Raw genomic sequence first — 13,782 nt, 5'->3', positions numbered from 1 at the left:
CCGGGCCGGGCCGGGCCGGGTAATCCTGGTCCCGACCGGCAGTGCACAACTGGACGAGTCAAGAGAGAACTCATGCTGAGCGACATCAAGATTGTAGAAATCTGCGGCATCGGTCCGGGGCCGTTTTGCGCCATGCATCTGGCAGACCTGGGAGCACAGGTCATAGCCGTTGAGCGGGGTGAAGCTACCTCTGTTACGGGCAAGAAGAACGCTGCGAAAAACGCGATGAATCGTGGCAAGCGTTCCGTGATAGCCGATCTGAAAACACCCGAAGGGCGCGAGACCGTACTGAAACTGATCGAAAGCGCGGACGCATTGATCGAAGGCATGCGACCTGGCGTGATGGAGCGTCTCGGATTGGGACCAGAGGTGCTGCTGGCCAGTAACCCGAAGCTGGTTTACGGGCGTATGACGGGCTGGGGCCAAAGTGGCCCGATGGCACATGCAGCCGGCCACGACAACAACTACATCTCGCTGTCTGGGGCGATGTACTACTGCGGCACAGAGGGCGAAGCGCCGTCTTCCCCCATCACGCTAATCGGCGACATCGGTGGTGGGGCACTCTATCTCGCGGTGGGGCTACTGGCCGGAATCCTCAATGCACGAACTACAGGGAAAGGCACGGTGGTGGATGCCGCGATCGTCGACGGATCGGCGCACATGATGCAGTTGCTGATGTCGATGGCTTCCCGTGGTGGTATCCAGGAGCAGCGAGGGAAGAGCATGCATGATGGCTCCCATTTCTACGCTACTTACCGTTGCGCCGATGACCACTACATTTCCCTTGGGGCGATGGAGCCACAGTTCTATGCGCTACTGCTGGAAAAACTGGACCTGGTCAACGACCCTCGCTTCGCCAAGCAATGGGATATGGGGCGCTGGGATGAAATGCGCGCGGCGTTCAAGGAAATCTTCATTAGCCGTACTCGCGAGCATTGGTGCGAGCTATTTGAAGGTACGGACGTGTGTTTCGCTCCGGTACTCAGCCCGCATGAGTCTTCCAAGCATCCACACATGGTTGATCGAGGCGTGTATTTCGAGCGTGACGGCATGTTGCAGGCTCACCCGGCACCGCGTTTCGATGGCCAAGTGGTAATGCCGGGGACGACACCGACCCGTGGTGAACATACGGAACAGGTCATGGCGGCGCTTAACATCAATAGCGAGTGTCTATGGTCATGAAGCATCGTTAACAGGGTATTGAGTAGGCGCCGCTCGCTTGTAAAGCGAGCGGCGTTCGAGCGCACTTACTGTGCAGTTTGATCCTTCATTTTTTCCGCAACTTTCGCGTCCACAGCAGCACGAATCTGGTCAATGCTGAAGCTGGCCGGTTTTTGACTTGGCGGGTAGTCGATGAAGGTTTGCAGAAACTTCGCGGCTTTGCTCACCGCTACCGCAGCGAGATAAATGTTCTTGCTCGACCAATCGTAATACTGGTCGGACACCAGATCCGCACGCTCGTAGGGGTCCATACGCAGGTTGAGGATCTTCGGTACCCGCAGGCAGACGAAGGGCTCGCTCCAGACCCGGAAACCGCCAGGCTGTTGTTGTTCACAGAACACCACTTTCCAGTTGTCGAAGCGCATGGACACCAGCACCCCGTCATCGTTGAAATAGTAGAACTCGTGCCGTGCGCCGGTCGGTTGCTGGCCGGTCAGGTACGGTAGCTGATTATAACCGTCGAGGTGCACCTTGAAGCTGGTGCCACCGGCAGTCGGAGCCCAGCCCTTGAGCAACTTGTCCTTGATGTCTGCGTCGCCAGCGGCCGCCAACAAGGTTGGAAACCAGTCCATGCCCGAGAACATGTCATTAGACATCTCACCGGCCTTGATCTTGCCCGGCCAGCGGATCATCGCAGGCACCCGAAATGCGCCTTCCCAGTTGGAGTCCTTCTCGTTGCGAAACGGCGTCGTCGCCGCGTCTGGCCATGAAAACTGATTCGGGCCGTTGTCGGTGGTGTAGACCACGACGGTGTTGTCGGAGATTTTCAGGTCGTCGAGGGTTTTCAGCAGCTTTCCAACATCGTTGTCATGCTCAACCATGCCATCAGCGTACTCGTTGCCCGGCATTCCGCTTTGGCCTCTCATCGAATCGCGCACATGGGTGAATGCGTGCATGCGGGTGGTGTTCATCCAGACAAAGAACGGTTTGTCAGCCTTGGCCTGTTTCTCGATGAACGCTTGCGCCGCGGCGGTGGTTTCGTCGTCGATAGTCTCCATGCGCTTGGCGGTGAGGGCACCAGTGTCTTCAGTCTTGCCGTCGGCGAAGCTATGGATCACGCCGCGCGGCGCGTAGCTCTTGAGGAAATCAGGATCGTCTTTTGGCCAATAGGGGCGCTCTGGCTCTTCTTCGGCGTTAAGGTGGTACAGGTTGCCGAAGAACTCGTCGAACCCGTGGGCGGTGGGCAAGTATTCGTCACGGTCACCGAGGTGGTTCTTGCCGAATTGGCCAGTGGCATAACCTTGGGACTTAAGGGCTTGGGCAATGGTGATGTCACGTTTTTGCAGACCCACAGGCGCACCTGGCATACCCACTTTGGAAAGGCCCGTACGCAGCGGCGTCTGCCCGGTAATGAACGAAGAACGTCCAGCGGTGCAGCTGTTCTCCGCGTAGTAATCGGTGAACAGCATGCCTTCATGGGCAATCCGGTCGATGTTCGGCGTCTTGTACCCGACCACGCCCATGGAGTAGGCGCTGATGTTGGTCTGGCCGATGTCATCGCCAAAGATCACCAGGATGTTGGGTTTTTCAGCGGCGCCAGCCGTAGCCGAAATTGCTATCACCGAAATCGCCACAAGGGCAAACTTCGGTAGCCATTTGTGTTTGCGAGTCATATTGACTGCTCCCTTAAGCTTGAGTCGAGGTTAACCACCAACCTTTTGTGGTTGCACTAACTCAAGGGCACTAGCGTCAATGCGACCAGACAGGTGCATGCAGATACCTTTTTCACGGTAGACCAATTGAGATTTTTAGCTTTTTTTAGCGATGGTTGGCTTGCTGCTTTCTTTGGGCATGCCGCTTCAAGTGGGTTAACTCGTGCAAACATCCGAATAGCTGCTTTTGGCTGGATAGCGACGGTCTAGTTGCGACCGTCGCTGAGTGGATTGTGTCGTCAAGTATCTGACCTATGACGGCGGAAGGGATCCAGTCGAGTTATAGGCTGGAAAAGACATCATCGACTCGTTCGGTGGGTGCTCATAGGTTGAGGACAGCACGGCACTGAGTCGATCGCCCAACAGATTCCATGCGCGTTTCTTCTCTTCGGCATAATCGTGATGCAGATAGTGTCGCCTCACCCGGGAGCCGGCCAGTACATGGTTTTGGCAGCGGTCGATGACGTCCAGGCTGATCCCCAAGGCCTGCATCATGGTCGCTCCCGTACGGCGCAGGTCATGCGGCGTCCAGTCGCCGTTCTGGCCGTCGGAAAGGACCAGCGTATCGTCATGACGCCGTCTGGAGAGGGCCTTGCGGTTTTTGAACCGCGCCTGGCGATCGCCGACCTGTTTACTCACCACTTTTACGTCCACATGCCGATCATCCAGCTTGTTCGGGAAGCACCATTGGGAATGTCCCGTTAGGGTCTTAAGTTCCTGAAAGAAATGCAGGGCGAAGGGGGAGAGGAAGACATGGTGGTCCTGTTTCTTGCCGCGAGTGCCTTTGTAGCTACTCATAGCCGATGTCGGTGGGGAGCGATAGTAGGGGCCGGAGGGGAGGGCGTTATAATCGGCGGTCATTAGCTGGAAGGGGTTGTGCAATTCCAACAGCTCAGCCGGGGGGTAGGATGCGGCTTCATTCCGCTTCGTAATCAGCAGGAATCAATGGGGCGATGTCGGCCAGTTCCGTCGAATCGCCCTCGACCAACAAGGCCCGCCAGGGCTGACGCTTTCTGGCCCAGCTGAGCATTTGGGTGAGGCTTGCCGGTGAACGCTGCGGTTGACCACGGTGCGGATCAGCGTTCGAGCTCGAAACCCTATTCTTTTGGGTCCTCGCAGCAGGCTAGAGATCATTTGAAAAAAATCAGCCGCTGGTCGAAAAGGGATACTTCATCCAAGGCGTGGGCTGAAGTGTGGGCTGTAGGGTATTGCCAAATCTTTGAAACAAAAAAGCCCTGAGTAATCAAGCCTTTATCGTAAAAATATGGCGGAGGCGATGTCATCGATGGATGGCGCCTGGTGGGATGACTCCCCCCAAGTAGACGCCAGAAATGTATTTGTTCAAGATATTATTTTTCGGAGCTCCACTGAACGCTAATTAATTGGGGAATAGGGGCAATTGATCGCTGAAAGTAGTGACGAAAATTTTTTCAAGACGTACCCCTAGCAATCTCCAAGCCTCCGTTTTTTCGTTGGCATAATCATGATGAAGATAATGTCGACGAACCTTTGATCCACCAAGCACATGATTTTGGCAGCGATCAATTATCTCTATTGTTATACCGAGTTCTTGCATCATAGTTGCGCCTGTTCGGCGCAAATCGTGAGGGGTCCATTCACCTTTGCTTCCTTTGTTGAGGACCAATGAGTCATCGTGGTGGCGGCCAATAAGTGGTTTACTGCGTTTTTTGAATCGGCACTGCCGGTCACCGATTAACTTGCTAACTGTCTTCGTATCGACATGGCTTTTCTCATCTTTGCTGGGGAAGCAGTACGAAGTATGTCCGCTTTCCCTTTGCAATAGCTTGAATTGTGTCAGCACGAAAGAGGACATAAACACGTGGTGATCCTGACGTCTGCCCATATGTCCTTTGGTGGATTCGGCTGGAATGAGCCAGGTCCCTTTTTCCAGATCCACGTATCTCCATTCAGACTTGAGGAGTTCTCCGATGCGGCAGAGGGTACCCAGACAGATCCAGACTGCGCATTGCACGCGTGGGTTTACTGGGCGGATACCAGAGTATTTCTGGCCGGGGGGTAGGACGTCATAGTCGTGTGCCAGACGCGCGAAGATGTCGCGCAACTCGCGAATTTCATCAGGAGAAAGTACGCGGTCGCGTTGTTCTTGGTAGTCGTGATCGAGCAGTTTGTTGGCGTCTATCAAGTAAGCCGGATTTCCATCGACCATTAGGGTGCGCCACGGCTTGCGTTTCTCAGCCCAGCGCAGCATCTGGCCGATGTCCTTACTGCGAATCACAACGGCGCGGTTCAGGCCGCGGGCTTTGACCGAGCGTAGCACCGTGAGCAGATCTTTTTCGGTGAGGTTGCGCAGCGGCTTATCGCCAATGACTGGTAACACGTCTTTGGTGAAGCTGCGGCGCAGTTCAGCGTTTCCGTCCTGGCGGGATACGCCGTCGCGAATCCACTCCTCGAAGAGATCAGTGACTGTCTTGTTCTCTCCCGCCTGACGTTCGGCCTCGGCAATGGTGGCGACAATGGCAGCCTGGGCTTCGATTTTGGCGGCTTTGCGGGCGGTGATGGGGTCTATGCCTTTAGTGATGCTCACTCTCATTTCGTCACGCTCGGCACGAATTTGCGCCAGCGATTTCTTCGGCCAACTGCCCAAGCGGTGATCACGTTTGGTTCCGTGCAGTTTGAACTCGTAGCGAAATAGGAGAGTAATGCCGCGTACACCGGCGCGAACCTTGGCAGTTAGGCCACCGTCTTCGCGCAGCGTCCTCCCGTCATCCGCGGAGGTGAGCGCCTCCAGTTGCTTCGCCGTTAGTTTTGCCACTGTCGACTCATGTCTGATTCCAGCTTCTCAAATTTTGCCCCACTTTTGCCCCACCGAATCACTTGGCTGTCGATGGATATTAGTGGATCGTTATAGACGTTAATATAGCCTGAACCCCCGTAAACGCTAGGTTAAAGCGGTCCATGAGAGTGTACGTTCGTCCATAGAATTCCATGCCTTAAGTGTATGGGGTGCTAGGGGTCGAGTGTTCGAATCACTCCGTCCCGACCATATAATTCAAGGGGTTGCGAGATTTTATCTCGCGACCCCTTTTTTATTTTTGGTCGTTTTTACCCCTACAAAACGACTGGCTTTCGGTGGAATCCTCACCTCTTCCGGAGGAGATGGAAGCAAGATCTACGCGCCGAGCAGTCGCATGGTGCTGTCAGGACAGTCGTGGAAACAGTGCCAATGCGTTATCGCGCAAAATTCTTTGCCGCAGGGCAGGCTGAGCAACGGTGTGCTGTCGATGTTCCCGGCGAGTTTCAGCACGGCCGCTTCCGGCGTGAAAGGCCAGTCGCTGCCATAGAGCTACTTATCCGGATCGGCGATCTGCAACAGCAGCTCCAACTGACGCGGAATAGGAAAGCCTGCCAGATCGAAATGCAGTTTGCGCAGGAGCCCGAACACATGGTCGGAATCCAGCGGTTCCGGTAAATCGTCGACGCCTCGATGATTCGGTCGATCAACAGCGGCATTGTGGCGCCGGCATGCGGGATGATCAGTCGGATGTTGGGGAATTTATCCAGCGTGCCTTTGAGGATCATGTTGGTAACCGCGCGGCTAGTCTCGAACATGAACTCGATCATCGGCGCGGGATAACCCATGGTCAGTCTTTGGCAACAGGGACAGTTTGGCGAAGTCGGATGAATGAACAACTCCGCTTTGCGTCGATCGAGCTCCGCGAAGATCGGATCGAGGCGCTCGTCACCGGGATAAATCCCATGCTGGTTGCGCTCGATGACAATGCCGTCTGTTTTCAGAGCGTCCATCGTGTATTCGAGCTCACGTAGCGAGCCGTCGATATCCGGCAATGGCAGTGACTCCACTCAGGGAGTTCGGGCATGCCGTCAGGCTTCGAGTGGCCAGCCTCGATTGCCTCCTTGCGATAACGGTCAGGATGATAGTGAGCGTGTCCATCAATGCGCCGCATCGCTACGTTGGCGCCTGCGTCGCGTGATAACCATCAAGCAAAGTCATAGGCTGTCTCCGTTGATCAGATGCGTTTCTAATGGGCTGCATGTTTCATTGAAGGTCATATCATTATTGATATGTTTGCTGACGCTGGAGCCTGGCGACATCCTTATCACCGGCACGCCAAAGGGTGTCGGCATCGCCATGCAACCTCCAACCTATTCCTCCATTTGAAGGTTCATTCTGCAGCAGATTTCTGCTTACCTGATAACTGTCTCTAGCTGATGGAAGACCTTCGGTGAAAGGCAGCTTTTGGCTGATTCTGTTGAAAAAGTCGGCCATCGTTTGCACATCAGAAAAGTACGCGTCAGAGATTGAAATCTTTACTTTTGGCAGAGGCTTGCGGACGTAGCAGCGTGCAAAAAAGGCGTTTTCACCTGTCAATGATCAGGCAGTTTGGGCAGAGCGACTTTTTCAATAGAATCGGCCGTTAGCTCCCGCTCAAGGCCTATTGCCGTCGATTTCCCCACAACTCTGCCAATTCGCTTTTGAAGTAGGCGTTCGGTGTGGAGGAACTCGAAGACAGTCCAGTCACCATTACCTATTGATGTGCGCCAGTTTTACGAGCCTTGCTCCATTTGCGCATGGCTCGGCAAATGGGGTCAGTGGCGTATTCCGTGACAGGTGGCTGGCCTGGAGTAATTCCCGTGTGTAATCAGCGCGCGGTGCACTGAACAGCGAGTGTGCTTCGCCTTGCTCAACGATACAGCCTCGCTGCATGACGATCAGTTGATCGGCGATGTCTTCCATCACGGCCAGATCATGGCCGATAAAGATCAGCGTCAGGTTGCGCTTGTTCTTGATGTCCATGATCAGATCCAGAATCTGATGCCGAACCGTGGCGTCCAGTGCCGACACGGGTTCATCACACACCAGGACCTTGGGTTCCATGGCCAGCGCCCTGGCGATGACGATGCGTTGGCGTTGACCGCCTGACAATTGGTGGGGGTAACGCTGCAACAGTTCTGCGTCCAGACCGACGTCGCTGAGCAAGCTTGCGCAATGGGCCGTCAGGTCGGCAATTTTCAGGGTGGCACCGCCTTGTTGTATCTGCACGGCTTCGAGCAAGGCCTGGAGGATGCGGTGACGGGGGTTCAGGCTGCCTGCGGTGTCCTGGAAAATGTACTGGCAACTCCGCGCGAACGCCTTGCGGTCGGTCGGTCGGGCCGGGTCGGTGCGACACACTTCAATGCGGCCTGTAACGGGTTTGACCAGCCCCATGATGGCCTTGGCCAGGGTGCTTTTTCCGGAGCCGGATTCGCCAGCGATACCCAGTGTGCTGCCGGCCGCGACCTGCAGGTTGATGTCATGGAGCACCCGTTTGCGGTTGCGTCCGCTGCCGTACTCGACACTGACCCCGTTCACACGTACCAGCGGCAGGGGCAGACCCTGCACGTTGTCTGTGTTTTTTTGCCTTGCACCGGACAACCGGCGTTTATGCGCGGTTGTCAGGGCGCGGGTATAGGCGTGCTGCGGGTCATTGAAAATGGCCTGGGCCGTGCCTTGTTCAAGCAGATCGCCGTGGCGCATCACGGCCACCCGGTCCGCCATCGCCAGCACGGCGTCGAGGTCGTGGGAGATGAATAGCATCGCCATGCCCCGGCGTTTCTGCACATCGCGCAGCACGGCCAGCACCTGGGCCTGGGTGGTGACGTCCAGCGCGGTGGTGGGCTCATCGGCAATCAGCAGCTGCGGGTCGCAGGCCAGCGCCATGGCGATCATTGCCCGTTGCTGCTGGCCGCCGGACAGCTCGAACGGGTAGCGCGAGAGCTGGCGCGAAGGCTCCGGCAAACCGACCTCGCGCAGCAGTTGCGTGGCGTGCAACGTGCGTTCCTCGCGATTGCGTGTCCGGTCCGGCGGCATGGCTTCGAGGATTTGCGCGCCGAGGGTCATCAAGGGATTGAGTGAGGTCATCGGGTCCTGGAAGACGATCGCGATCTGACGACCGCGAATCCTGCGCCAGCCCCCGGGTGCCATCTGCAGCAAGTCCTCACCGCGGTAACGTAGCTCGCCGGACAGCTGTGGAGCGTCCGGCAACAGGCCCAGTGCCGCCAGGGCGGTGAGCGACTTGCCACTGCCCGATTCGCCAATCACGCCCAGCACTTCGCCAGGCTGGATATCGAAAGAAATGCCGTTGACCACCGTCTTGTCGCCGTAGCGAATACTCAGGTCACGGATGGAGAGCAGGGGACCGGACATGGCGAGTTCCTTATTCATGGCGGCGTGCCAGGCGTGGATCGATCGACGCTTGCAGCGCTGCGGTGGCAATGTTGATCAGGACGACAAACGCTGCCAACAGCATCACGGCGGCCTGAATGACGGTGTAGTCGCGGCCGTGAATGGCTTCGAGGGTGAGACTGCCAAGGCCTGGCAGGGAAAACAGGGCTTCCATGGTCAGAGTGCCGCCAATCAGGCCACCCAGGATGACGCCGGACATGGCCACCACCACCGACAGCGAATTGGGCAGGATGTGGCGCCAGGCGATGCGCCAGTTGGACAGGCCCTTGGCTCTCGCGGTGCGGATGAACGGCGCCCGGGTGGTCGCGCACAATTCTTCGTAGAGTGGCTTGACCACCTGGCCGGCGATATCGATGCCGAGAATGATCACCGGCAACAGCAGCTGCCCGCGGATGGGCAGCCAGCGCAACCAGACCGAAAACACCAGGATAACGATGACGCCGGTGCAGAAGGTCGGTACCGCAATCGACCAGACGTTCAGGCTTTCCAGCAGTTTGCCCAGGCGCCATGCGGGAAAGGCCAGCGCGAGCACGGCGACGCTCATGCCCGTGACCAGGCCGAACAACAAGGCCGCCCCGGACAGTAACAATGAGTTGGGCAAGGCGTCGCGCAGCATGCTGGCGACCGGTGTGCCAAAGCGCATCGATTCGCCGAGATCGCCGTGCAGCGCCGCCTTGAGCCAGGTCATGAACTGCATCGGCAGGCTGTCATCCAGCCCCAGTTGCTGGCGCAAGGCGAGCAGGGCATTGGCGTCATAATCGCCACGGGCGGAGTAGTAATCCGTGATATCACCCGGCACCGCTCGCACCAGCATGAAGATGATGAAGCTGATGGCCGCTATGTTTAGAAACTTGCGCAGCAGAAAAGGCGCCGTTTTCAAGAAGACTTGCATGTCAGGCTCCAGCAGCAAGTTGTTTGCTCAGGGGATCGAGGGTGTCGCGCAGGCGAGTGCCGACCAGCGACAGCGAGAGCGTGGTCAATGCCAGGGCGAGCACTGGGAACAACAGCGAAAGGGGCGCCTGCTCGGCAAAGCCGGCCGCCGTGGCGATGATCCGGCCCCAGGTCGGCACGTCGGGGGCGACCCCCATGCCGAAGAAACTCAGGACGGATTCGGTGGTGATGGCGCGGGGCATGACAATGGCGATTTGCGTCAGCAGGGTGCCGATGGCATTCGGCAGGACGTGACGCCAGGCAATGGTCAATGGCGACACCCCGATCACTCGCGCGGCGGTGACATAACCGGCGGCCGACTCGCGCTCATGAATGGCCCGGGTGACGTAGGCAAACAGCGGCATGAATGCGATGCCGACCGCCAGGATGACCGAACCTGTGCCAACCCCCAGCGCCACCATCAGGGCCAGCGACAACAGAATGGCCGGCATCGTGAGGATCATGTCGAAGCCGGCATAAATCACCGTTCGGGTCACGCCTCCGGCAAGGCAACCCAGCAGGCCCAACCCCACGCCGCCGAAGAAAGCGATGCCGGTGGCGGCGACGGCGACGAGCAACGTCAGGCGTGTGCCGGCCACCAGGCGCGCGAGAACGTCGCGCCCAAAGCTGTCCGTGCCCAGCCAATGCTGGGCCGAGGGTGCAAGATTGCGCGCCAGCAGGTTTTGGTAGTACGGGTCCTGGGTCGGCAGCAGGGGGGCCAGGAGGGCAATCACGACGGCAAGTCCCAGTATCAGCCACGGCCATTGCTTGATAACCCGGCTCATGCGCTTAACCACGTACGGGCCAGGCCACCATCGACGCGGTTCTGGCTCCAGGTAAAACCCGTCTGGTAGCCGTGCACGTTGGCCGCGACCCCGATGGCATCGGCACTGTGGCCAATCCCCAGGGTGTAGAGCTTGTCCATCACGTGCTGCCAGGCGCCCAGATAACGCTCGCGAGCCACGCTGGCCGAAGGGGCGTCCACTGCCTGCGCAATCAGCCGATCCAGTTCCGGGTCCTGAATGCCGCCCCAGAGCATCGGACTCGGGCCTTGGGACTGCAGGCGTGCATAGCGCAGGTACACGTCGGCACGGGGCCCGGAATGGAAGGGCGCCAGGTCCCAGTCATACTGCGCGAGTGCGCGTTGCGCGCCAATGTCGTCCAGCGCCTGATGCTCGATCTTGAACCCCAGTTCCCGCACCATCTGCACGGCGACCTGGGCATAGTCCGCCTGCCAGGACACGACTTTCAGCGTGTGTTGCGCAGGGTCCACCCCCGCGCTTTGCAGCAGCGCGCGTGCCTGTGCAAGGTTCGGTCGGGCGAAGGTGTCGCGCTGTTCCAGAGCCTGGTCCCAGTAGAACGTCTGGGGCCGGGTCAGTTGATTGCTGATCAGCGCTTCCTGGCCGCCGATGAAGCTCATGTAGGCCGATTTATCGATGCTCAGGGCAATCGCCTGACGCACGCGCACGTCCTGCAGAAGCGAACGGGGCTTGCGGTTGTTGAACGACATGAAGTACCACGAGGTGTCGCCCAGGAACTGCACTTCGACGTTGTCGCTGCGCAAGGACGGCAGGCGCTCGTTGTTGACGTAGGCCACATGCAGGTCGCCGGAGCGCAGCGACAGGCTGTTGTCGCGATCGCCACGCAGGTCGAAGTCGACCGCGTCCAGGTAAGGCAGGCCCGCTTGCCAGTACTGCTTGAACGCCGGGGCGTAGAAGCGCTGGTTGGCCTGCCAGGTGCCGAACGTGAAAGGTCCGGTGCCTATCGGGTGGCGAATGGTCTCGTCCCAACCTTCCGACTCCGGGGCCACGATCCACAGCTCGGACAGCAGGTTGAGCAGCGGCGCGAAGCTCTCTTTCAACTCGATCCGGATGGTAAGAGGAGAAGTGACGCTGATGGTGTCCACCAGCTTCATCGAGGTGCTCAACCAGCCTGCGCTGACTTTGTCCCGCACTCGTTCCAGATTGGCCTTGATGTCTTGCGCGGTCATCGTGCGGCCGTTGTGGAATTGCACGTTGTCGCGTAGGTAAAAGGTGTAGACCTTGCCATCATCCGAGACCTCGAAGCGTTCGGCGAGGAAGGGTTTGACCGTGCCGTCGTTGGCCACACTGGTCAGGGTTTCGACATACACCTGCTGGACCGAAATGGAACCTGAGTGCCGGTGCGGGTCCGAGGTGTCCAGCCCCATCAGGGCAATTTTCAGGGTGCCGCCCACCTTGGGCGCAGCGCCTGTCTCGGCGCGCAACAAGGGTGGAAAGAGCCCTGCGCAAGACGCGACGGCGAACAGTTGGATCAATGTGCGGCGATGCATGAGAGACGGCTCCTCGAAGCGCTGTGGTCGTCAGCGCCAATGCGAAGTTGAAGGGGGCTGCCATCCATGTCGGTGCAAGGCAAACCCAGGTGATGAAGGAAAGTCGGGGCGAAGTCCACCAGGCTGGCAGGGCCGTAATGCGTGCTTTGCGTCGGGAACCCGGAACCCTGCACGATCAGGAATGGCGCCTGCTCGTAATTACCCAGGCCGCCGTGCTGGCCATATCCGTTGTAGTTTTTCGGGTCTTGCGCGTCGGCGACGATGCAGGTGCTGCCCGGTATGCCGAATTCATTGGCCTGGTCGTAACTCTGCATCACGACGGCGAGCGTATTGCCGGCGTCGTCGGGAGACAGGCCGAGTTGAGTCAACGCCTGTTTCTCGTAGACCGCGGCACACCAGGGCTGGCGGTTGAAAAAATCCACGATCGCGCTGTGCAGGAACCCGACGCGCTGATCGATGGCAACCATGCAGGAACTACCATTAGGGGCGATCACCACGTCATCGCTGTCTGCCGCGGCCTTGAGCCCGGCATCCACCAGCGCCTGGCCGACATCGATCTCGTTGATCACGGTTTCCATGCCGTGGTCGGACGCGACCATCAGCAGCACGTCCTCTCCACGGCCGCGCAATTGGTCGACGACGTCCAGCACCCGGGCCACGCACGCATTGGCATTGGCGATGGCAGCAAAGTGCGCCGGCGAGCCCAAAGGGTGTCCGTGCCCACTGTGATCGGGTTCCGAGAGCCATAATGTGGTGATGACCGGTGCATCGGGCTTGAGCAGTTTTTCGCAGAAACGCGCGGTCATTTCCGTGTCGCCGATGCAGCCGGACTTGATCAACAATGCGCGCTCGTCGAGATAAGGCTCGCGGCCCGGACCATAGGAACCGGCGCTATGGAAAACTTCGCCAAAACCGTCCGGATCGTTGAAGTAAGCGGCCCCCGCGGAAACATTGGACATGATGCATGCGCCGCCATGGGCGGCCACCCGCTGGGCGAGGGTAGGAACACGCAATGTGCGGCCGGTGACGCGTTGCAGATGGTCACGAAAGACCGGCTCGCCAACGTTGTGGCAACGCAGTCCCTTACCGTCTTCGGTGATCATCTTGTTGCCAAGCAAGCCATGCCGGCCCGGGTGGCATCCCGTTGCAATGGAGGCCGAACTGACGCGAGTAGTGGAAGGAAAAACTGCACGGGCATTGGCAAACCAGGACGCATTATTGGCCAGCGCAGTTAACGTAGGGCTGCTGTCGGGAAGTATCAAATCTCGACGCAGACTGTCACACATGATGAGGATGCAGCGTTTGATGTTTTTCATGTTTTAAATAATCGCAATTCAATATTTCAGATGCGTGACAATTTGTAATATTTTTTATTATGGAATTGCAGGCAGCAGAAAAAGCGAAGCTCTTTTAGTTAGAGCTTCGCTAATATTTTATTGTTG

General features: G+C 58.1%; 10 protein-coding genes and 2 pseudogenes. 1 reads left to right on the top strand and 11 read right to left on the bottom strand.

The annotated features are described in order from the left end of the window. Positions 1-72 precede the first annotated feature (72 nt). Positions 73-1,182, top strand: a complete 1,110-nt coding sequence (locus KGA88_RS10390; protein WP_077182810.1) for a CaiB/BaiF CoA transferase family protein — start codon at positions 73-75, stop codon at positions 1,180-1,182. Between the two features lie 65 nt (positions 1,183-1,247). On the opposite strand, the gene KGA88_RS10385 is transcribed toward KGA88_RS10390, so the two are convergent. The 11 genes and pseudogenes from KGA88_RS10385 to KGA88_RS10340 form a co-directional block, all read right to left on the bottom strand. Continuing rightward, entirely contained in the window at positions 1,248-2,834 is a 1,587-nt protein-coding gene (locus tag KGA88_RS10385) for an arylsulfatase (protein ID WP_077182811.1), read from the bottom strand. A gap of 291 nt (positions 2,835-3,125) precedes the next feature. Beyond that, positions 3,126-3,662 (bottom strand): annotated as a pseudogene (locus KGA88_RS31760) (tyrosine-type recombinase/integrase); the annotation flags it as partial. A 42-nt stretch (positions 3,663-3,704) separates the two neighbouring features. Beyond that, positions 3,705-3,959, bottom strand: a pseudogene (locus KGA88_RS31755) (site-specific integrase); the annotation flags it as partial. Between the two features lie 292 nt (positions 3,960-4,251). Beyond that, a complete protein-coding gene (locus KGA88_RS10375) occupies positions 4,252-5,667 on the bottom strand; it encodes a tyrosine-type recombinase/integrase (RefSeq protein ID WP_223590610.1) in 1,416 nt (471 codons plus the stop codon). A 485-nt stretch (positions 5,668-6,152) separates the two neighbouring features. Next, positions 6,153-6,701 carry an amidohydrolase family protein gene (locus KGA88_RS10370; protein WP_263296071.1) on the bottom strand — a complete coding sequence of 183 codons (549 nt, stop codon included), beginning with the start codon at positions 6,699-6,701 and terminating at the stop codon, positions 6,153-6,155. 229 nt (positions 6,702-6,930) lie between these two features. After that, the gene (locus KGA88_RS10365; RefSeq protein ID WP_181432159.1) at positions 6,931-7,143 is read right to left on the bottom strand and encodes a hypothetical protein; all 213 of its coding nucleotides are present in this window, start codon (positions 7,141-7,143) and stop codon (positions 6,931-6,933) included. A gap of 255 nt (positions 7,144-7,398) precedes the next feature. Next, entirely contained in the window at positions 7,399-9,060 is a 1,662-nt protein-coding gene (locus KGA88_RS10360) for a dipeptide ABC transporter ATP-binding protein (protein WP_223590596.1), read from the bottom strand. 10 nt (positions 9,061-9,070) lie between these two features. Continuing rightward, positions 9,071-9,991, bottom strand: coding sequence for an ABC transporter permease (locus tag KGA88_RS10355; protein ID WP_223590594.1), 921 nt, complete (start codon positions 9,989-9,991; stop codon positions 9,071-9,073). A 1-nt stretch (position 9,992) separates the two neighbouring features. Continuing rightward, positions 9,993-10,814, bottom strand: a complete 822-nt coding sequence (locus KGA88_RS10350) for an ABC transporter permease (protein ID WP_033866403.1) — start codon at positions 10,812-10,814, stop codon at positions 9,993-9,995. Next, positions 10,811-12,340, bottom strand: a complete 1,530-nt coding sequence (locus KGA88_RS10345; protein ID WP_223590575.1) for an ABC transporter substrate-binding protein — start codon at positions 12,338-12,340, stop codon at positions 10,811-10,813. The genes KGA88_RS10350 and KGA88_RS10345 overlap by 4 nt, the downstream gene beginning before the upstream one ends. After that, a complete protein-coding gene (locus tag KGA88_RS10340; RefSeq protein ID WP_223590744.1) occupies positions 12,322-13,626 on the bottom strand; it encodes an alkaline phosphatase family protein in 1,305 nt (434 codons plus the stop codon). Before KGA88_RS10340 ends, KGA88_RS10345 begins: the two co-directional genes overlap by 19 nt. Between the last annotated feature and the right edge of the window lie 156 nt (positions 13,627-13,782).

Source organism: Pseudomonas sp. A-R-19 (assembly GCF_019956575.1).
In the GTDB taxonomy this organism is placed as follows: domain Bacteria; phylum Pseudomonadota; class Gammaproteobacteria; order Pseudomonadales; family Pseudomonadaceae; genus Aquipseudomonas.
Note: the sequence above shows the minus strand (reverse complement) of the source record. Positions and strands in the feature narration are given on the sequence as shown.